This window comes from Shewanella sp. SP1S1-7 (genome assembly GCF_031932105.1).
GTDB lineage: Bacteria > Pseudomonadota > Gammaproteobacteria > Enterobacterales > Shewanellaceae > Shewanella > Shewanella baltica.
In genome coordinates this window covers 54265-73057 of record NZ_JAUOEU010000002.1, presented here as the reverse complement: position 1 = coordinate 73057, position 18793 = coordinate 54265, and the positions used below count along the sequence as shown (strand labels likewise).

The 18793-nt window shown below is 44.7% G+C and carries 21 protein-coding genes; 9 read left to right on the top strand and 12 right to left on the bottom strand.

The window, feature by feature from the left end; all coding sequences use genetic code 11:
• Window positions 1-84: 84 nt before the first annotated feature.
• On the bottom strand, window positions 85-783 hold the full coding sequence (locus Q4Q49_RS02070) for a YggS family pyridoxal phosphate-dependent enzyme (RefSeq protein WP_311998504.1): 699 nt from the start codon (window positions 781-783) through the stop codon (window positions 85-87).
• A 35-nt stretch (window positions 784-818) separates the two neighbouring features.
• Here Q4Q49_RS02070 and Q4Q49_RS02065 point away from each other — a divergent pair, with 35 nt between their 5' ends.
• From Q4Q49_RS02065 to hemH, 4 genes are all read left to right on the top strand, one after another.
• Window positions 819-1856 carry a type IV pilus twitching motility protein PilT gene (locus Q4Q49_RS02065; protein ID WP_006082517.1) on the top strand — a complete coding sequence of 346 codons (1038 nt, stop codon included), beginning with the start codon at window positions 819-821 and terminating at the stop codon, window positions 1854-1856.
• A 9-nt stretch (window positions 1857-1865) separates the two neighbouring features.
• On the top strand, window positions 1866-2978 hold the full coding sequence (locus Q4Q49_RS02060; RefSeq protein WP_311998627.1) for a PilT/PilU family type 4a pilus ATPase: 1113 nt from the start codon (window positions 1866-1868) through the stop codon (window positions 2976-2978).
• 187 nt (window positions 2979-3165) lie between these two features.
• Entirely contained in the window at window positions 3166-3705 is a 540-nt protein-coding gene (locus Q4Q49_RS02055) for a glutathione peroxidase (protein ID WP_259573462.1), read from the top strand.
• Window positions 3706-3737: 32 nt separating this feature from the next.
• Window positions 3738-4751 (top strand): ferrochelatase, encoded by a 1014-nt coding sequence (hemH, locus tag Q4Q49_RS02050; protein WP_006085703.1) that lies wholly within the window; start codon window positions 3738-3740, stop codon window positions 4749-4751.
• Between the two features lie 85 nt (window positions 4752-4836).
• Here hemH and ruvX read toward each other — a convergent pair whose 3' ends face one another.
• The 4 genes from ruvX to Q4Q49_RS02030 all read right to left on the bottom strand — a co-directional run bounded on the left by ruvX (window position 4837) and on the right by Q4Q49_RS02030 (window position 6747).
• Window positions 4837-5262 carry a Holliday junction resolvase RuvX gene (ruvX, locus tag Q4Q49_RS02045; RefSeq protein ID WP_006082513.1) on the bottom strand — a complete coding sequence of 142 codons (426 nt, stop codon included), beginning with the start codon at window positions 5260-5262 and terminating at the stop codon, window positions 4837-4839.
• 29 nt (window positions 5263-5291) lie between these two features.
• The gene (locus tag Q4Q49_RS02040; protein WP_006082512.1) at window positions 5292-5855 is read right to left on the bottom strand and encodes a YqgE/AlgH family protein; all 564 of its coding nucleotides are present in this window, start codon (window positions 5853-5855) and stop codon (window positions 5292-5294) included.
• A gap of 66 nt (window positions 5856-5921) precedes the next feature.
• A complete protein-coding gene (gene yciH / locus Q4Q49_RS02035) occupies window positions 5922-6251 on the bottom strand; it encodes a stress response translation initiation inhibitor YciH (RefSeq protein ID WP_219253466.1) in 330 nt (109 codons plus the stop codon).
• Window positions 6252-6429: 178 nt separating this feature from the next.
• Window positions 6430-6747: a hypothetical protein gene (locus Q4Q49_RS02030; protein ID WP_311898831.1), complete on the bottom strand. Its 318-nt coding sequence runs from the start codon at window positions 6745-6747 to the stop codon at window positions 6430-6432.
• Window positions 6748-6925: 178 nt separating this feature from the next.
• Here Q4Q49_RS02030 and Q4Q49_RS02025 point away from each other — a divergent pair, with 178 nt between their 5' ends.
• Both Q4Q49_RS02025 and Q4Q49_RS02020 read left to right on the top strand, forming a co-directional pair.
• Window positions 6926-7486, top strand: a complete 561-nt coding sequence (locus Q4Q49_RS02025) for a DUF4136 domain-containing protein (protein WP_006082509.1) — start codon at window positions 6926-6928, stop codon at window positions 7484-7486.
• Between the two features lie 361 nt (window positions 7487-7847).
• Complete coding sequence (locus Q4Q49_RS02020) at window positions 7848-8489, top strand: trimeric intracellular cation channel family protein (RefSeq protein WP_006082508.1); 642 nt, start codon at window positions 7848-7850, stop codon at window positions 8487-8489.
• A gap of 74 nt (window positions 8490-8563) precedes the next feature.
• Here Q4Q49_RS02020 and tpx read toward each other — a convergent pair whose 3' ends face one another.
• From tpx to Q4Q49_RS02005, 3 genes are all read right to left on the bottom strand, one after another.
• On the bottom strand, window positions 8564-9157 hold the full coding sequence (gene tpx, locus Q4Q49_RS02015; RefSeq protein WP_311898830.1) for a thiol peroxidase: 594 nt from the start codon (window positions 9155-9157) through the stop codon (window positions 8564-8566).
• Window positions 9158-9280: 123 nt separating this feature from the next.
• Window positions 9281-10108 carry a mechanosensitive ion channel domain-containing protein gene (locus tag Q4Q49_RS02010; protein ID WP_311998503.1) on the bottom strand — a complete coding sequence of 276 codons (828 nt, stop codon included), beginning with the start codon at window positions 10106-10108 and terminating at the stop codon, window positions 9281-9283.
• A 32-nt stretch (window positions 10109-10140) separates the two neighbouring features.
• Window positions 10141-10731 (bottom strand): OmpA family protein, encoded by a 591-nt coding sequence (locus tag Q4Q49_RS02005; RefSeq protein ID WP_311898828.1) that lies wholly within the window; start codon window positions 10729-10731, stop codon window positions 10141-10143.
• A 64-nt stretch (window positions 10732-10795) separates the two neighbouring features.
• On the opposite strand from Q4Q49_RS02005, the gene Q4Q49_RS02000 reads away from it, so the two are divergent.
• From Q4Q49_RS02000 to Q4Q49_RS01990, 3 genes are all read left to right on the top strand, one after another.
• The gene (locus Q4Q49_RS02000) at window positions 10796-11014 is read left to right on the top strand and encodes a hypothetical protein (protein WP_126492442.1); all 219 of its coding nucleotides are present in this window, start codon (window positions 10796-10798) and stop codon (window positions 11012-11014) included.
• A gap of 61 nt (window positions 11015-11075) precedes the next feature.
• The gene (gene ltaE / locus Q4Q49_RS01995; RefSeq protein WP_311898827.1) at window positions 11076-12089 is read left to right on the top strand and encodes a low-specificity L-threonine aldolase; all 1014 of its coding nucleotides are present in this window, start codon (window positions 11076-11078) and stop codon (window positions 12087-12089) included.
• A gap of 191 nt (window positions 12090-12280) precedes the next feature.
• Window positions 12281-13756 (top strand): HDOD domain-containing protein, encoded by a 1476-nt coding sequence (locus Q4Q49_RS01990; protein ID WP_311898826.1) that lies wholly within the window; start codon window positions 12281-12283, stop codon window positions 13754-13756.
• A gap of 144 nt (window positions 13757-13900) precedes the next feature.
• On the opposite strand, the gene Q4Q49_RS01985 is transcribed toward Q4Q49_RS01990, so the two are convergent.
• The 4 genes from Q4Q49_RS01985 to Q4Q49_RS01970 form a co-directional block, all read right to left on the bottom strand.
• Entirely contained in the window at window positions 13901-14515 is a 615-nt protein-coding gene (locus Q4Q49_RS01985; protein WP_311998502.1) for a nuclear transport factor 2 family protein, read from the bottom strand.
• 24 nt (window positions 14516-14539) lie between these two features.
• On the bottom strand, window positions 14540-15364 hold the full coding sequence (locus Q4Q49_RS01980) for a zinc-dependent peptidase (protein WP_311998501.1): 825 nt from the start codon (window positions 15362-15364) through the stop codon (window positions 14540-14542).
• Window positions 15365-15498: 134 nt separating this feature from the next.
• Complete coding sequence (locus Q4Q49_RS01975) at window positions 15499-17238, bottom strand: GGDEF domain-containing protein (protein WP_311889325.1); 1740 nt, start codon at window positions 17236-17238, stop codon at window positions 15499-15501.
• Window positions 17225-18628, bottom strand: a complete 1404-nt coding sequence (locus Q4Q49_RS01970) for an ABC transporter substrate-binding protein (protein WP_106649945.1) — start codon at window positions 18626-18628, stop codon at window positions 17225-17227. Before Q4Q49_RS01970 ends, Q4Q49_RS01975 begins: the two co-directional genes overlap by 14 nt.
• Window positions 18629-18793 lie beyond the last annotated feature (165 nt).

The window sequence follows — 18793 nt, the reverse complement described above, 5'->3', positions numbered from 1 at the left end:
TCTTTAATACAGTATTTGGGCATAAAGCGCTAAAAACAAGGTCAAGCCCACACACTGACCTCGAACTTCATGCCTCGAGTGAGTTTACGCAGCGTAATTTCGCTCACCAAAAATGGCACTGCCAATGCGCACCATAGTTGAACCGCAGCTAATCGCTGCATCTAGGTCATTACTCATCCCCATGGAAAGCGTGTCTACACTAGGGTAATGCGATTTAAGTTCTTGAAATAGATTGTTTAACATAGAAAACTCTTTAAGCTGTAACTCAGTATCTGCGGTAGCCGTTGGGATTGCCATTAGGCCTCTCAGTGCGAGATTAGGCAGCTGAGCGATTAGCTCGGCCAGTGGCAGCATTTGCGCCGCATCTATGCCAGATTTTGTGTCTTCAGCACTGATATTAATTTGAATGCAGATGTTTAATGGCGCTAATTCAGTTGGACGTTGTTCATTGAGACGTTGGGCAATTTTGTCGCGCGAGACAGTGTGCATCCAATCGAAATGCTGGGCGACTATGCTGGTTTTGTTGGATTGGAGTGGCCCGATAAAGTGCCATTCAATGTCCGGAAAATCCCCCTTTAGTGCGGTAATTTTCTCCGCGCCTTCTTGGACATAGTTTTCGCCAAAGCAACGCTGACCCGCTTGATAGGCTGCTATAATGTCTTCAATAGGTTTGGTCTTGCTGACGGCAAGTAAGCGAATACTGCTAGGTTGGCGTGCACATTTTTGCGCCGCTTGTGCGATCCTGCGCTGGGCGATTGCGAGTCTGTCTGCTATTGTTGTCATGATGTAATTATCTAGTTGCAAGGATATCCCAAACGATGGAAATCACTGAGTTATTGGCATTTAGTGTAAAACACAAAGCCTCGGATCTACACCTTTCTGCAGGGATATCTCCCATGATCCGTGTCGACGGTGAAGTGAGAAAAATTAACCTGCCCGCGCTCGATCACCAAGGCGTACACAGCCTAGTGTACGACATAATGAATGATAAGCAGCGCAAGGACTACGAAGAACATTTAGAAATCGATTTCTCGTTCGAAGTCCCTAATCTTGCACGTTTTCGTGTTAACGCATTCAATCAATCCCGTGGTGCTGCGGCCGTATTTCGTACCATTCCTAGCGACATCTTGTCACTTGAGCAATTAGGTGCGCCGGAGATTTTTAAAAAAATCGCCAGTTTCCCTCGGGGATTAGTCCTAGTGACTGGGCCAACAGGTTCAGGTAAGAGTACCACACTTGCCGCTATGGTGGATTACGTTAACGAAAATCGACACGATCACATCTTAACCATTGAAGATCCTATCGAATTCGTTCACCAAAATAAGCAATGTTTGATTAACCAGCGTGAAGTTCACCGCCATACCCACAGCTTTAATGCGGCGCTTAGAAGCGCACTACGTGAAGATCCGGACGTGATTTTAGTCGGTGAGATGCGTGACCTTGAAACCATTCGTTTGGCGATGACCGCCGCAGAAACGGGCCACTTAGTGTTTGGTACCTTGCATACCACCTCCGCCGCGAAAACCATTGACCGTGTGGTCGACGTATTCCCCGCCGGTGAAAAAGACATGGTGCGCACTATGTTGTCGGAATCGCTACAAGCGGTTATTTCGCAAACCCTGATTAAAAAGGTAGGCGGAGGCCGTGTCGCCGCCCATGAAATCATGATGGGCACTCCCGCTATTCGTAACCTTATTCGTGAAGACAAAGTGGCGCAGATGTATTCGGCGATTCAAACCGGTATGGCCCACGGAATGCAGACCTTAGAGCAATGTTTACAGAATTTAGTCAATCGCGGTCTTATCACCCGTGAAGATGCAATGGCGAAGAGTTCGAATAAACAAGCGACATTTTAAGGATTTATGATGGATGTTCTTCCGTTTTTAAAAGTGATCGTTGAGCGCAAAGCCTCCGACTTGTTTATCACAGCAGGCTTTCCGCCAAGTGCCAAGATTGACGGTGAATTGCGTCCCTTGGCCGAAAGTGCCTTTACTCCGGTACAATCACTGGATTTTGTTGAATCCTTAATGACCGAAGCGCAGAAACAAGAGTTTCATTCAACTCGTGAGTGTAACTTTGCTTTTGCTGCAAAGGATTTAGGTCGTTTTCGGGTGAGCGCCTTTTGGCAGCGTGAATCGCCAGGCTGTGTGATGCGTCGTATCGAAACTAAAATCCCTGACGTCGATGATTTAAAACTGCCACCCATTCTGAAAGATCTGGTGATGAGTAAACGTGGTCTCATTATTATGGTGGGCGGAACGGGTACAGGTAAGTCAACATCTCTGGCGGCCTTGGTGGGATATCGTAATGGTCATGCTCGTGGTCATATTCTCACGATTGAAGATCCAGTCGAATTTGTTCACGACCACAGAAAAAGCATTATCACCCAGCGTGAAGTGGGCATAGATACTGAGTCTTTCGATGCGGCGCTAAAAAGCTCCCTTCGCCAAGCACCCGATGTGATCTTGATTGGTGAAATTCGTACCCAAGAGACGATGGAGTTCGCCCTGTCGTTTGCAGAAACAGGCCACCTCTGTATGGCAACCTTGCATGCCAACAACGCCAACCAAGCATTAGACCGCATTATGCACCTCGTGCCTGAGAGTAAACATCAGCAATTGTTGTTCGATTTGTCATTGAATTTGCGCGGTATTGTGGCTCAGCAATTGATCCCAAAAGTCGATGGCACAGGGCGCCGCGCCGCGATTGAAGTCTTGATTAACACCCCAAGGGTGGCAAGTTTAATTGCGAAAAACGAGCTGCACTTGCTCAAAGAAACCATGGCCAAATCCAACGAGCAGGGCATGCAGACGTTCGATCAGGCCTTGCTCAAACTTTATATTGATGGCGAGATTAGTTACGCCGATGCGCTGCATCATGCTGATTCGCCTAACGATTTACGTTTGATGATTAAGTTGCAGAATAAAGAATCCACGGGCTCAGGCTTTATGGAAGGTGTCACCTTAGACATGGACTAACGCGAGAGTCAGGTTCTAGGTTAAGCAGCTCTTTATGGGCTGCTTTTTGTTGGTGTCGTTAGATTTTCGTTCAGCTCAATCGGTTTTACTTCATCGCTATGCGGTCGTTAACCATAGCTTTTATTTTTTAATTCAATATGATCTTTACCTAGTACGTTTGCGTAATGTACCGGTAAAGGAGAAAGCAATGAAAAAATTACCTATGATATTCGCTATGACAGCGAGCTTGATGAGTGTTGGCGCTATGGCGGCCACTTGTCCCGAGTATTTGAACCTTGAAGTACGAAAATTACATTCTGATGAGACAGTTAATCTGTGTGAATTGACTCAGGGAAAGCCAGTGTTGATTGTTAACACTGCGAGTAACTGTGGTTATACCCCGCAGTTTAAAGCGCTCGAAGCATTGCATGAAAACTATAAAGACAAAGGCTTAGTGGTTATTGGTTTCCCATCAGATGATTTTTTCCAAGAAGAAAATGATGAGAAAGACACGGCTAAGGTGTGTTACATCAATTACGGTGTCACTTTCACTATGCTGTCGACTTCAGCTGTGCGTGGCAGTGACGCCAATAGCGTATTTAAATACTTAGCCGAAAAAACCGGTGCGCCTAAGTGGAATTTTTATAAGTATGTCGTTAGCGGCGATGGCGCGGTTGTGCAACAGTTCAATTCTAAAGTGAAGCCAGATAGCGAAGAGCTTAAGCAAGCAATAGAATCTGTACTTTAATTTTATAAGTATTTATTAATTAAGAGGCTGTTTTGGCTAAATTTTCAGGCTTATCCAAAGAAGTTGGACACGGACAGCGCGGCAAAGTGGGCGTGCTGTTATTAAATTTAGGCACGCCAGATGCACCCACAGCATCGGCTGTTAGGCGTTATCTTGCTGAGTTCTTAGCAGATCCCCGCGTAGTCGAAATCCCTAAATTAGTGTGGATGATGATTTTACACGGGATCATTTTGCGGGTACGCCCTGCAAAATCGGCGGCGTTATACCAGAAGGTATGGACAGCGGCCGGCTCACCGTTAATGGACATTAGTTTGCGTCAAACGGCGAAGTTAGCGGATAAACTTAACGCCGATAACCATGATGTTTCTGTCCATTTAGCAATGCGTTATGGCAGTCCATCGGTTGCCAGTACCTTGCAAACTATGCATCAAAATGGCATTGATAAAATCGTGGTGTTACCTCTGTATCCCCAATATGCGGCGCCAACTACGGGTTCTGCTTTTGATGCTATTGCGGCAGAGTTGTCTAAATGGCGCTATATTCCATCGTTGCATTTTATTAATACTTATCATGATAATGCTGATTTTATTAATGCTTTAGCCAGTTCGATCACGGCTGATTTTGAAGCCCATGGTAAACCGCAAAAATTGGTGTTGTCTTACCATGGTATGCCTGAGCGTAATTTGCATTTAGGCGATCCGTATTATTGCTTCTGCATGAAAACGACTCGACTGGTTACCGAAAAGCTTGGGTTAGGCAAAGATGAGTTTGTAATGACATTCCAATCGCGTTTTGGTAAAGCTAAATGGCTACAACCTTATACCGATGCGACTTTGAAAGCGTTGCCGCAACAAGGCGTGCGCGATATTGCTATCGTTTGCCCGGCTTTTAGCGCCGATTGTTTAGAAACGCTGGAAGAAATTGTTGGTGAGAATGGTCATCTCTTTGCCGAGGCGGGTGGTGAGAAGTTCCGTTACATTGCTGCACTAAACGATGATGATGCGCACATTACTATGATGGCCAACTTAGTGAAGCCACATTTTTGATCCGGTAATTTATCGGGTTAAACATAAAACTGAAAAGGATAAGGCAACTTATCCTTTTCTTTATATATGGTTTTTTATTGTAGCATTACTTGCTGAAGTTATTTTCGAAGTAGCTTTCAATAATCAGTACGGCAGACACAGCATCGACTTGGCCTTTGGTGAGCGCCTTGAATCCGCCTAACTCGAATAATCTTGCCTTAGCATCGGTAGTGGTTAATCGCTCATCTTGAGTGGCTATTTTGACTTTGAACTTAGCATTGATACGGTTCGCAAATTTACGCGCCCTGTGGGTCATATCTTGCTCAGTGCCATCCATGTTTAAGGGCAGACCAACAACCACTAGGTCGGGTTGCCACTCTTTGATTAAATCGCCTATCTGATCCCAGTTGGGGATCCCATCGACGGCTTTGATTGACAATAATGGCGTGGCGCTAGCGGTGATTTCTTGGCCTATAGCCACACCAATACTTTTAGTGCCAAAATCAAAGCCTAATACGGTTTTCGAATTCATAGTGTGCTGACTTATATTAAGAAATAGGCTTAAGCGTGACCCGCTTGAGCTGAAACCTGCCAAGCATCAAATCCAAGAGCTCGGCTGGCCTGTGGCCAACGGTCTTCGTGTTTAATGTCAAACAAGAGTGCATTGGTTGCTGGAATCGTTAGCCAAGAATTATCGGCAAGCTCTTGTTCGAGCTGATCTTTGCTCCATCCAGCATATCCTAAGGCGACGAGGAATTTCTCTGGCGATCTGTTGCTTCCAATCGCGGTTAACACATCGCGTGAGGTGGTTAGCATTAAACCACAACCCAGATCTGTGCTGTTGGCCCAATAGGGCTGAGAGGTATGCAGTACGAAGCCACGATCTTGGGAAACGGGTCCGCCCATCATGACGTTGGCATTGAACGCTAAATCGGTGGAGACTTGTTCAGCTGGTAAATCCATTTGTTCTAATAGCGAATTAACTTCGATACCGAGCGGTTTATTGATCACCAGTCCCATGGCGCCTTTGGCATCATGTTCACAGATATAGATGACTGAGCGTTCAAAAAACGTATCGTGCAGTGAAGGCATGGCAATTAAGAAATGGTTCTGCAGACTCTCCATTAAACTACTCCGTTCGATGTGGCTAAGTTGATCTAGCATGCTGCTATATTGCTAAGTCGGGCGAGATTAACCGCCAGCTAATTTAACTTTGTAGTTCTGCTTCTCAAGCAATAGCTTTAATTGCTCGCGGTTATCGGTTTGGACCTCAATAGTGAAATCTTTAACCGTTCCACCACAACCACATTGTTTTTTAAGGGTCTGAGCCATTGCTTTTAACGCGGTTTCATCGAGACCTAGGCCTGAGATTATCGAAACGCCTTTGCCTTTGCGGCCCTTACTGTCTCTATGGATCCTGACTATACCGTCGGATTCAGGAATCACTTTAGTGACGGGCTCTGCATTAATACGGCCTTTGTCGGTGCTGTACACTAAGGATACATTAGGATCTGCTTTCATAGATTTCATTCATTGGTGTTAAAAGATGACTTATACCCGTTGAGTTTATCAAATTTGCAGGGGTTCTGGGAGGTAAAAAAAGACCACTTGAGGATTATCCTTAAGTGGTCTGAACAAAATGCTAACTCTTTGCAGGGAAGTAAGCATATTTTTGAAAAAGGGAGCGTTTTCAGCCGTTTTAATTCATGCGCATAAAGACCATGACGATCAGCGCCACTGCGGTCAGTAAGGCGCTGGGCATAATAAATTTATGTAGCTTAGGTAACGCAATTAAGCAGGCGGTAGTCACAAAGCCGAATGCGGCGACTGTCGCATAATTAGTGCCATTCGCGACGGTATCTATGACCAACCAGCCAAATACAATAAGAGGTAAAATCAGTAAGCTGACAGGCAAATGGCGCTTTATCTTAGCGTTATTGGCCTCGAGTGAGATTTTTTCTGGCGCAAGGAAGAAAATGGCTGATGCAACCAAAAACGCGCTAATAAACCAGTACATTTCATTACTCCCTTAATCTCAATTGATAATCATTATCATCTTTGGTTTTGCTGAAGTCAAGCTGAATGAGATGCTGCTTTTTAATCAATTGAGTTGTAGATCAGATGATTGCTCTGTAAGCTAAATTCATATCTCTGATACTTGTCTTTGTTCGGTTCGAACATCTGAGGAAATTAAGATGAAAAATATTTTTGTAGCTTTAGCTGTGTTGGCATTAAGTGCCTGTAGCTCGATGAAGTCTGGTTGGGACTATGATCCTAGTGCCAATTTTACCCAATATAAAACCTATGCTTGGGTTGCTCAGAAAGCCGATTCTGCCGGATATCATCTTGATGGCTTGATGGACCAAAGAGTAAGAGAAGCGGTTAATAGCCAGTTAGCGAGTAAAGGCATGACATTAGTCGATGCGAAAGACGCTGATGTATTGGTTAACTACCTGACCAAAGTCGACAAGAAAATCAATGTTGATACCTTCAATAGTAATTTTGGCTACAACCCATACTATGGTCCAGGATGGGGTTGGGGCGGCAATATGCAGACCCAAACTACAGTGAGAGAATATGAAGTTGGTACGCTGATTATTGATTTAGTTGATAATAAAACGACTAAGCTTATCTGGCGTGGTTCTGTTGCCGATACCATTCGCGACAAAAATACCCCAGAAGAAAGAGTACAGATCATCAATCAAGCGGTGGGCAGTGTGATGGCAAATTATCCCCCTAAGCCTGACACTAAGTAGTTCTGACTCAGTTTGAATGAAAATTAAGCGGCCTGAGGGCCGCTTTTTTGTGGCTGATTTTTATGCGTTTTGCCCATTCGATTAGATGATCTGCAGTTATTTATCATCTGATTGAATTTACGTTATTAATACTTATTAAAAATTTTAGGTATCTAAATAGACGTGAGAAGTAGTTTTACGCATAACTGGCTATTTTGTTTACAATTTATACAGTGCTATTTTGTAGTTGTAGGTAATGGAAATCTATTATTGATGAAATGATGAATTAATTTTTCTAATGATGAATTCAAAATAAAATCATTATAGAACTGAGGGTTTCTCAGGCAGAATCTGTTTCTTTACCTTGTTGGTAGTAGCAAAGATGCATGAGACGCAGATTATTGGATTACTTTGGTTGATTGGTATCATTGCCGAGGCTATGACGGGCGCTCTGGCGGCGGGTCGCAAGCAGATGGATTTGTTTGGTGTAGTGATCATTGGCTGCGCAACGGCGATTGGTGGCGGCACACTAAGGGACATGATGCTCGGCAATTACCCCTTAATTTGGGTTGAGCACGTGAATTACCTTATTGCGATTGCATTCGCTTCTTTGCTCACTGTTGCTATCGCCCCTGTGATGCGTTATCTGTCTAAGTTATTTTTGGCTATCGATGCCTTAGGCTTAGCTGTGTTCTCTATCGTGGGCGCGCAGAAGACCTTAATGCTGGGATTTAGCCCAACGATTGCCGTGGTGATGGGATTGGTGACGGGCGTCTTTGGTGGCGTTATCCGCGATATCCTGTGTAATCAAGTGCCTTTGATTTTTAAGAAAGAACTCTACGCGGTGATTTCACTACTGACGGCAGGCTTGTATATCGTCTTAAAAGCCTATCAATTAACCGAGTGGATTAATCTGGTTATTTGTCTGAGCGTTGGTTTTAGCCTGCGGATGTTAGCGCTGCGCTATCATTGGTCTATGCCGACCTTTGATTATCAGGCCAATGGCGATCAGCACACACATTAGATCGTAAAAAAATCGTAGATATACAATCGTAAAACAAAAGGGCTGCTAAGGCTGCCCTGTTTTTTAGCGGTAAATTACTGCTGGGCTTGAATAGTTTTCAGCGCTTCAAGTGCGGCATCATAGTTAGGATGCTCGGTGATATTCGGAACTAACTCTTGGTATTGGAGTTTACCTTCGGCATCTATGATGAAAATAGCCCTCGCCAGCAAGCCGTAATCTTGAATCAACAAGCCATATTTTTCACCAAAATCACGCCAGACAGAATCGGATAGTACTTTGATTTTATCTACGTTTTCTACTTTGCAGAAACGTTTTTGTGCGAAGGGTAAATCGGCACTGATAGTTAACATGACCACGTCATCAGAAAAATGGCTCACTTCGCTGTTGAAACGTTTAGTCTGTAGTGCACACACGCCCGTATCTAAGCTTGGTACGGCACTTATCAGCACAGTTTTACCCTTAAAGTCACTCAGCATGACTGGCGCAAAATGATCATCAACCACTTTGAATCCTGGCGCCATTTGCGACAGCTTAGGTAACTTGCCTTCCAAGGTGACGGTTTTTTCACCCATAAGAACCTGGGTTTTCTCACTGGCAAGCACATTGGGGCTTATCAACACTAAGCCATAAATGCAGCTGGCGGCTATAAATGATACGTATTTTTGCATTGGATTTCCTCGCACATGAATATCTGTGCCTTCGCTAATATCTGTCCTTTAAGGTACGCTAAAATGCTACGCGGAACCATAAAAAAAGGCCGGCAATTGCCGACCTTTGTTATTCATTTAGGGTTATTTGTTGAGTGGCAACTCTTTGACATGAATATCCATTTGTGGGAATGGAATACCGATATCGGCTGCATCTAATGCATTTTTGATTTGCTCAAGCAGTTGGAAACGAGCCGTCCAATAATCAGCCGTTTTTACCCAAGGGCGAACCACGAAATTAATTGAAGAGTTCGCTAATTCAGCCAGTCCAACTGTATATGATGGATCTTTTAACACATATTGGTTGTTGTCTAAAATCTCAGTTAAGATTTTCTTCGTGAGTGCGATATCGGCAGAATAAGACACGCCAATCACTAAATCGATACGGCGAGTATCCATTGCCGAATAGTTAGTGATAGTGCCATTCATGATGGATGAATTTGGCGCCACAATAACCTTGTTGTCTGGTGTGCGAAGTTTGGTTGAGAATATAGTAATTTCATCAACAGTACCGGCAATGCCAGCGGCTTCAATATAGTCACCAACGCGGCAAGGGCGGAATAACACCATTAACACGCCCGATGCGAAGTTAGACAGAGAACCCTGTAGCGCTAAACCCACCGCTAAACCAGCGGCACCGATAACGGCGACCAATGATGCGGTTTGTACGCCAATTTGGCCTAAGGTGGCAATCACTGCGAAAACAAACACAATTGCCCAAGTGAGGTTTGCGACAAATGAAACAACAGTCGGATCAACTTTACGGCTGTTCAGTAATTTACGAACCAGCTTTTGCGCTACGCCAGCAAAGTATTTACCAACAAAGAAAATGATAATGGCAAATAAAACTTTTAAGCCATAAGTCACAATCAGATCCGGTGCTTGCTTTAATAAACCTTCAAGGTTTTCCATTGAATAACTCCCTAAATATACGCTAACTAAAACTATTTATTATTGACGATAAATTGTACTCGTCGATTTAAACTGCGCCCTTCGCTAGAACGGTTGTCCGCTGCAGGTTCAGATATACCTTTACCCATTACGGTAAAGCGATTTGGATTAAAGCCATAATCTTCAACCAAAATACGTTTCACATTTTGAGCGCGCTGAAGTGACAGCTGATAATTAAACTCAGGCGTGCCAACGATATCCGTGTGGCCCACTAAGGTTAGTGCGACATCATTCGCTGCTAAATATGCTTTCACTAAGGCTAAAGTTTTCCATTGCGAAAAGTCAACTTCGGCAATGGCAAATTCAAAATACACCACAGCGGTAGAAATATTATGACAATCTGCGCTGAACTCAGCATTGGGATTACTCATACTACAATCTGCTGATGCAGTCGCTTTCACCTCGACCTCTTCAACACAGCCATTGGCCATTACTTGCGTGTCTGGCGCTGTGTTAGGGCAGGCATCTTTGATGTCAGGCACGCCATCTTGGTCAGTATCAGACCAAGCGAATACCTGCGATGTCAGGCTTAAACTTAATAGTAAAAGTACCAGCTGAATCCATCGAGATTGGGAGTTTTTCACTACAAATCACCTATTGAACGATAAGTACTAGTCGAAATTACTAAAGTGATCGCATGGTTGTAGCATGACCATCTTAGTGCGGTATTCTATCGACTTAGGCGTATTTCGCCAAGTGAAACGCATTCACGTGTCGACTCGTCTACAGACATATATCGGCAATATCTTGAGTATGTTTATGTTTTTATTAGTTGAAGCCAATATTCAGATCATCACTTCGCCCATGTATTCACGTTTGAAGTCAGTAAAATGCTTAGTAAGCATGATGATAAACTATACAAAATAAGCCTTTGGCGCTAGAGTCTTGAGCCCATTAAGCGCCAACCAAACCTTAAGTTGAGGACGAGATGATAGATTTACGCAGTGATACTGTTACCCAGCCAACAGCAGCGATGCGATTAGCCATGTCCAGAGCCGAAGTAGGTGACGATGTTTACGGTGATGATCCCACGGTAAATAGTTTGCAGGATATGGCCGCAGAGATGTTTGGCTTTGAAAGCGCATTATTTACCTGTTCAGGTACGCAGGCGAATTTATTGGCTTTGATGGCCCACTGTGAGCGTGGTGATGAGTATCTGTGCGGCCAGCAGGCCCATAACTATAAATTTGAGGGTGGCGGTGCCGCTGTCTTAGGCAGCATTCAACCTCAACCTTTGTTGAATCAAGTCGATGGCACCATTGCCTTGGCCGATATTGAAGCCGCCATTAAGCCTGACGATATCCACTTTGCCCGCACGCGTTTGCTCAGTTTAGAGAATACTATTGGCGGTAAAGTGATCCCGCAAAGCTATTTGGCGGATGCGCAGGCATTAGCCTTTAATCGCGGATTAAAAATTCATTTAGACGGTGCGCGAGTTGCTAATGCTGCGGTGGCGCAGAATATCGCGATAAGTGATATCACGGCGCACTTTGATTCTGTGTCGATTTGCCTGTCCAAAGGGTTATGTGCGCCAGTCGGCTCATTACTCTTAGGTGACGAGCGTTTGATTAAGAAAGCCATTCGTTGGCGTAAAATGCTTGGTGGCGGTATGCGTCAAGCTGGGATACTTGCAGCGGCAGGTAAGCTTGCTTTAACTGAGCAAGTGCAACGACTGAGTGAAGATCATGACAACGCGGCGTATTTGGCTCACCAGTTGGCAGAGCTGAGTGAGTTCGACGTCGATTTAGCCGCAGTACAAACCAATATGTTATTTGCCAAATTAGCGCCTAAAGTTGATGCGGATTTATTGGCAAAACACTGTCGAGCGGAAGGCATTCTGATAAGCCCTGGGCGAACGATTCGGCTTGTGACTCACAAAGATGTCAGCCGTCAGGATATAGATAAAGTGTTGCGTGTTGTTAAGCAGTACTTCACTGCCTAAACGCAGCTTGTTTTTAAACCTCTAAATGCCCGAGCTTTGTCTCGGGCATTTTTATTTGCGGGTACAACTAGGTGTTGAATTATTGAACAATCAACTGTTGATTGGTAAAAACAAGCGTTAGACCACGGGCGAAATATGTGTGCTTATCTATACTCAAAACAACAAGGTTTTATTGCTAAGGTAAATTTGGGTTGAAGCCTAATAACAATACTAATAAAGGGGTCGATTATTGGACAAATCGGATCAGTGAATTAGAAATGCCCGCACTGTGTTCGACTGTTAAATCGCTAGAAAAGCTCGCCAAGGATGACGTTTCCTCTCTCGCATTACTTGGGCGTAGCGTGATGCACGATAACGCCTTAACCTCTCGTATTCTTCGAGTTGCCAATAGTGCTATTTATCATAAGGGGAGTAGCCAAATCTCCACCGTTAGCCGCGCCGCCATAGTGCTGGGTTTCGATGCGGTTCGAAATATCTGTATCACAGCTAAGTTACTTTCAAGCTTGTTGGAGAGTAAAAATCTCGCGCCCAATGTCTATCAAAGGTTAATTAAATTGATGGCCAAAGCATTTCAAGCGGCTATGATGGCGCGGATGATGTTGAGTCATCATGACGAGGAGATGCAGGAGGAAGCCTTTATTGCCTCTTTGTTGTATCACATCGGCGAGAGCGCTTTTTGGAGTATTGGGGGCGAATTTACCGAAGAATTAGACTTAACACTCAGCCAATGTGAAACGCCCGCCGAAGAGAGAAGTGCTACCCGCGAAGCCCTTGGTGCTTCTTTTTTGCAGCTCACCCAGAGTATTGCCCGCAATTGGGGATTGGGAGAGTTGCTGATCCAAGCGTTGAATTATCCAGAGGACCAGCGGCCAGATATTCGGGCTATTTTTCTTGCCGATAAGCTCTGCGACATTTTATCGCAACCCGTTCTCGATAAGCTGGAGTTAGCAAAGCGTATGACTCAAGCGGCGAGTTTTACAGGGCTAGAAGAAAATGAGTTTTTGTTGCGGATGCAACGCTGCGCGAATGCGACCCATAAGTTGGCAGAAGTGTACGGTGCTAAAGTGTTGCTCGATTATTTGCCCGATCCTAAACGTATTGTCGCCGCTGAACCCGATCTACCTCCCATTCCGTTAGATATGCCAGTCTATCAAGTTAACTTGAATATTCAGTTAGCTAAGTTGCGTGAATTGACAGGTTTTGCCATTAATAAAGCAGATTTCAATCAGATAATGCAGACGGTTCTTGAAGGTATTCTTGAGGGCGTGGGTGTTGACCGCTGCGGTGTTTTGTTGTTATCGCCCAGCCGTAAACAGCTCCAACCTAGGGTGATATTGGGCCCTGATGCCGATGCGATAAAACAAGAGTTTATTATCGATTTGAGTGACAAACGTGGGCTATTTCATCAAGCAATGGAGCATAAGGTGCCGCTTTGGGTAGACGATCCCAGCTCTAAAAAATGGCAGGAGCAGTGCAAGGAATTACAGGCTCGGCACGTGTCACGGCAGGGCTTTTTACTGGCGCCTTTGTTGATCGACAGCAAAGTGATCGGGTTTTATTATGCTGATCGTGGTCCTTCACAAAGGGCATTTGATGAAGTGGATTTTCAAAGTTTTATCCACTTCTCCCAATTGGCGAATGTGTGTTTTACCGTGTCCTTGAGATAGCGTTCGCTGTTAGCTGCTTTCTCTTAAAGCTGGTTTTTTGAAAGCGTACAATTTGAAACCGTACAATTTGAATCAGTGATGCTATCGAAATCGCACTTTTTCTAAATTGTACGCTTTCGAAACCCTATTCGGCGGAGTGCGGCATTATTGTTTATTTGCGGCTTTGATCTCGATAGTGATCTGTTTCGCTATCTCATTGGGGATTGGGAAACTTAAGTGGTATTGCGCAATTTTCCAGTTACCATCGGTTTTGATCAAAGTACCGGTTCCTCGGCTGACGCCATAGGCGGGGCTATTTAATAACTCGTCGAACAATATGACGTCGCCATGTTGGATTAAATGCCGCTTCGTTAAATCATAGCGCCAACCTTTTGTCGGGCGGGAATAATGTTCAAACTCCGCCATTCCCCAACGCTCACTCGCATCCGTCCCAATAAAAATGCCGTCTTTTCGGTACAGGGCAAAATACTTATCCCAATCGGCATCGCTTGAATATTGGTTGAGTAAATCCAACACCTGAGCCGCAGCTTGTTGATCAGGATTCGAAGTCGTTGCAGCGCCTTGGACTTGAGTGTCTTGTGTTTGAGCGCTTTGTGTTGGCGAGTCCTGTGCCTGTGCGCTTACATTAAGGCCGCCGAGCATTAACGCACTGAGCAGTAACCCCAAGCTGGCGCGATGAATATGAATGGTACGACTGGCATTTACGTGGCGATTAATATTGGAACTCTTAACTGTTAATGCATGAGTGTCTTTGAGCATTTAGTGTGCCTCTACTTTTATGGGTTAATGCCAGTTTATCGGATCGAGTTGATAAAAGCGGCTCAGTTCCCGATACAAGTCTGGGTGTTGTTGGTAGAAATCCTCTGGCTTTTCAAAAAAGACTTCAGTAATAACGGCAAAAAATTCAGCGGGATTCGTCGCACCATAGTAATTAAATATTGAGGGTATGCCAAAGTTTGCGCTGTGCTGTAATTGGATGAAGGCTTTACTTAGCACTTCTGACCAAGTGCTGTAATCGGCAAAATGTTGCAGTATCGGCGCGCCATTGGCTTGGCCGTCTTCTTGATCGAGCTGATGGGCAAACTCGTGGATCACGACATTATTGCCATCGTGGGGATCGGCGGCGCCGTCTAAAGTATTTTTCCACGAGAGTACCACTTTGCCGTATTCCCAAGATTCGCCCGCCAGCACATTGCGTTGTTCCCACACAATACCGCTCGTGTCTCTATGTTGATTATTAACGATAAAGGCATCGGGATAGACCAAAATTTGTTTCAGTTTGGGGTAAAAGTCTGTTTTTCGATTGAGCAGCAGGAGGCACGCCTGTGCTGCGATAGTGACTCTCACTTCATCGGTGATCTCGAAATCATCGCAGCCAACAAACTCCTTTTCATCGATGAAGATTTGGATAAGCCGTTTGAGCTGTAGCTGTAAATCTGTCGGTAACGCATGGAAGTAAGGCAGTCTTTTTTTGAGAATGCTGCGCCATTCTTTTGGAAAAGGTTTGGCCGTGATCCGGCGGCGGTGCAAGGTTTTACGCCAACGACTTGAAAGTAGCCAAGCAATTGCCCCGACTCCGAGGATAAGCGTGATAACAATAGCGAGCATACTTTCCCTGTTCTAATCCTGATTATCTTAATATTAGCTAATGGGGATGAAGAGGGCTTAACTCAATCCTTTGCTGAAAAAAGAAGCGCGGTTGTTGCCGCGATTGGCGGCTAAGGGATAGACGAACCGGGGGGTTAGGCATAGTGAATGGGTTGGCAGAGGAGGGCCTCGGTGCGGTTACGCCCCGTCAGTTTGGCATGATAAAGGGCTTCATCGGCTCGATTAATTAAACTATTCGCATCCAGTAGTTGCGGTAGCTGCCAACAGGTAATCCCCGCGCTGATGGTAAGTATGCCCGAATGGGGAGAGTCTTCATGGGGGATTTCTAAGCTGATGATTTTCTCACGCAACTGTTCGGCAAATAGATAGATATCCTCGAGATGACTCGATGGCAGCACTAGCATAAACTCTTCACCACCATAGCGGGCAAGTATGTCAGTTGGGCGTTTTAAGAGGGATTTTGCGGCGTTAACAATTTTCTGCAGGCATTGGTCGCCAGCGACATGGCCATATCTGTCGTTAAATTGTTTAAAGTTATCAATATCAAACAAAATGATGCCCAGAGGCATATTATGATCCCTGGCATACTCGAGTTCTTTTTGGAGTTGCATGTCTAAATAGCGACGGTTGTAGCAGCCCGTTAGTCCGTCGGTTTCCGCCATTCCTTTAACTTGCGCCGCATAGCTTTTGAGTGTTTCTAATGAACTCACCATTTGCTGCAGCTCTAGGTTATCGGTGACAGGCATACGGGTGTCGAGTTTTTCATGGGCGATGGCATTCATGGCATCTCGCGTCGCCATCACAGGCTTGATAATCCCCTTAGTGATAAAGTGCCAGCTGGTGAGCCAGATGAAGAAGCAATACAAAATGCCACTGCAGAAAATCAATATGATAAATGCGGTGCTGTCACTTTTAAGCTCGCCGCCCGTTTGTTGGATTTCATTTTCGACTTGGTTAACCAGATTCTGGGTATAGGTCGCAACTATTTGCGCGGCATCGGCTTGGTACTCTAAATGCGCATTGGCTATATAGGTACTTTTAATGGCCTTGCGGGACAGTTCAAATAGGTTATCTTCACCGACCATGGTCTGCTTTATTTGCGATAACAAATTGAAATATAAACCGGTATCCCCGTTAATCCCTTCGAGAATCGCCTCCATATTTAACAGTAGCCGCATCGCTTCTCTTTGGGTGTGGTTAAGCTCAACTAGATTGTCGATAATTTTTACTTGAGAGAGGCTGGTAAATAAGTGTTCTCCCAAATGACTAAATTGAGACAATTGCTGATTGGTATTGATGTTCACCGAAATCTTGTCAAAATTTTTCAGCTTAAGTTGACGTTCAGAATCGGCATTGATACGGTGAAATTGGGTTTGCATTTCATCGGTAAATCCCGATGCCATTGAAGTTAAATTGGCTTGAATATTTGCCGCTTGTAAATTGGCTTGAAGGGCGGAATCGGTTAACTCGCCAAGTAATGGCAACTGTTGTAAATAGTAAAGTTGAATATCTAACGCGTGATTCAATTCTTGCTTACTGACAGCAGAGGTTTCAATGGACGTCAGTAATCGGGAGTCATTAATTAGTCGTTCCCACTGCGCCGAGAGTTCACTCAATAGACGAAGTCTTTGTTGTTCATTATCATAATGATTAAGACGCGCTGTGATGATTTGGAGTTTTTCACTGTTTTTTGCCAGTTGTAGCGCAGTGGTGACTTTTACCACATCGACGCCCACCAGTTGCTCAATTTCTGATTTCAGTTGCTGAGACAGTAGTATCGCAACAACACCATTAAACAGCGCCATGCCCACTATGATATAGAAGGCTAAGGTTATTTTTTGTTTTAGGCTTTTCAGCGGCTTAGTGCTTGTCATTAGTTTTCTTGTCAATCGCAGGTACCTCTCCATAGGTATTTTGGAGGTGTTTTATCTCTGCACTTAATTTAATAAAAATATCCTCGCTGTCAGCTGGCATGCGGCTAGCGCGATAACATGCATGGCTGAGTTCAGGGTAAATCTGTCCCATGGCTGTACTGGTAAAATGCCCAAGTTCTAACACCTTAGTTGACCAAAACATATTCGCGATATGGCTTGCTTCGAATGCGCCCGCTATGGTCCTTAATGATTCACTTTTAAATTCGTTGGCGGTCACAACATCCATACGACAGGGGTTACCGCCGCCCAAGGCATAAGCGTGTTGCGCCTCATAGGTGCCCATATATTTGATGAGCCAATAGGCCGCTTGGGGATTTTTGCTGTCATAACTCACGGCAAAAGCATAGGCGCCGTTATAGGGATAACCGCCGGGTACTTGACTCACAGCAAGGCGTGCGCCGGGAATATTTTGCTCAACTTTGAAGGATTTATGCCACAAATTATTGTAAGCGAAAGGCCACATTGCCGCTTGCCCTGTGGCGATTGCATTGGCAGCCTCATTGAAGGCAAATTGCTCGTTAGCAGGTACGGCATAGGGCATTAATTCGCGATAAAGCTTAGCGGCTTTGATGGCCTCATGGTTGATAGTCGGCACCTCAAAATGACTGATCTTTTTTTGTTCATTATAAATTGGCTGCATCCAAGCGCCGCCTAAGCTCCAGATCATGCTGGAAAATTCATCGTTAATATGTGGCTTATCACCCGACATTAGCGCCAAGCCATAAAAGTCGTGGGTTAACATTTTATCCGCCAACATAGTGCCCGCTTTACGAGTGAAAAACTGGGCTTGATCCCGTAACTCGGTTAAGGTTTTTGCTGGTGCGAGCGGGTAACCGAACTGGCTCTGAAAATGTGTTTTTTCAGTGTTATTATCGAAGAGGTCGGCTCGGTAATGATTACCCATCACATAGTTATTGTAGGGAATAGCATGGATTTCTCCATGGTAGGATAAGATGTTCAGTAGCGATGGGTAATAGGGTTCTAGGTATTTCTCCATGGCCTTTTCACCGTCGGGATCGTAGAGTTTTGCGAGTTCGACTAAAGGGACTGTGTAGCCATTTGCTGCCCATTCTTTTGCCCAGCCAGCTTCCATCGTCAGCAAGTCGTATTTGCCTGAACCTTGGAGTAAATCTTGGGTCTGCAAATTAAACATACTATCGAGTTCGGTGCTGATCACTTGCACTTTTACACCGGTTTTTTCAGTGAATTTAGGCAACATTTCTTGCGTTAAATAGTCGGTCCAAAATCCCTTTTCTGCGACTAAGGTGATGGGCGCTTTGTTCGTGAGCGGCGGGATTTGTGCCAATGAAAACTCAGCATAGCAGGGCATTAGAAACGCAGCGCTAAAACATAGACAGATAAGTTGGTTTGGCTTTCGCAAAAAATACACCTTAACGTTACTGATTCACTGTTAATAAATAACACTTATTCATCATTCTGTACATTTAAGGATAGGTGGGATCAGCACTTATGCCGCGATTATATTGTGGTTTAT

Coding starts and splice junctions, on each gene's coding strand:
- Q4Q49_RS02070 (WP_311998504.1), bottom strand. CDS start 783: ATGACAACAATAGCAGACAGACTCGCAATCGCCCAGCGCAGGATCGCA.
- Q4Q49_RS02065 (WP_006082517.1), top strand. CDS start 819: ATGGAAATCACTGAGTTATTGGCATTTAGTGTAAAACACAAAGCCTCG.
- Q4Q49_RS02060 (WP_311998627.1), top strand. CDS start 1,866: ATGGATGTTCTTCCGTTTTTAAAAGTGATCGTTGAGCGCAAAGCCTCC.
- Q4Q49_RS02055 (WP_259573462.1), top strand. CDS start 3,166: ATGAAAAAATTACCTATGATATTCGCTATGACAGCGAGCTTGATGAGT.
- ruvX (WP_006082513.1), bottom strand. CDS start 5,262: ATGAATTCGAAAACCGTATTAGGCTTTGATTTTGGCACTAAAAGTATT.
- Q4Q49_RS02040 (WP_006082512.1), bottom strand. CDS start 5,855: ATGGAGAGTCTGCAGAACCATTTCTTAATTGCCATGCCTTCACTGCAC.
- yciH (WP_219253466.1), bottom strand. CDS start 6,251: ATGAAAGCAGATCCTAATGTATCCTTAGTGTACAGCACCGACAAAGGC.
- Q4Q49_RS02030 (WP_311898831.1), bottom strand. CDS start 6,747: ATGTACTGGTTTATTAGCGCGTTTTTGGTTGCATCAGCCATTTTCTTC.
- Q4Q49_RS02025 (WP_006082509.1), top strand. CDS start 6,926: ATGAAAAATATTTTTGTAGCTTTAGCTGTGTTGGCATTAAGTGCCTGT.
- Q4Q49_RS02020 (WP_006082508.1), top strand. CDS start 7,848: ATGCATGAGACGCAGATTATTGGATTACTTTGGTTGATTGGTATCATT.
- tpx (WP_311898830.1), bottom strand. CDS start 9,157: ATGCAAAAATACGTATCATTTATAGCCGCCAGCTGCATTTATGGCTTA.
- Q4Q49_RS02010 (WP_311998503.1), bottom strand. CDS start 10,108: ATGGAAAACCTTGAAGGTTTATTAAAGCAAGCACCGGATCTGATTGTG.
- Q4Q49_RS02000 (WP_126492442.1), top strand. CDS start 10,796: ATGACCATCTTAGTGCGGTATTCTATCGACTTAGGCGTATTTCGCCAA.
- ltaE (WP_311898827.1), top strand. CDS start 11,076: ATGATAGATTTACGCAGTGATACTGTTACCCAGCCAACAGCAGCGATG.
- Q4Q49_RS01985 (WP_311998502.1), bottom strand. CDS start 14,515: ATGCTCAAAGACACTCATGCATTAACAGTTAAGAGTTCCAATATTAAT.
- Q4Q49_RS01980 (WP_311998501.1), bottom strand. CDS start 15,364: ATGCTCGCTATTGTTATCACGCTTATCCTCGGAGTCGGGGCAATTGCT.
- Q4Q49_RS01975 (WP_311889325.1), bottom strand. CDS start 17,238: ATGACAAGCACTAAGCCGCTGAAAAGCCTAAAACAAAAAATAACCTTA.
- Q4Q49_RS01970 (WP_106649945.1), bottom strand. CDS start 18,628: ATGCCCTGCTATGCTGAGTTTTCATTGGCACAAATCCCGCCGCTCACG.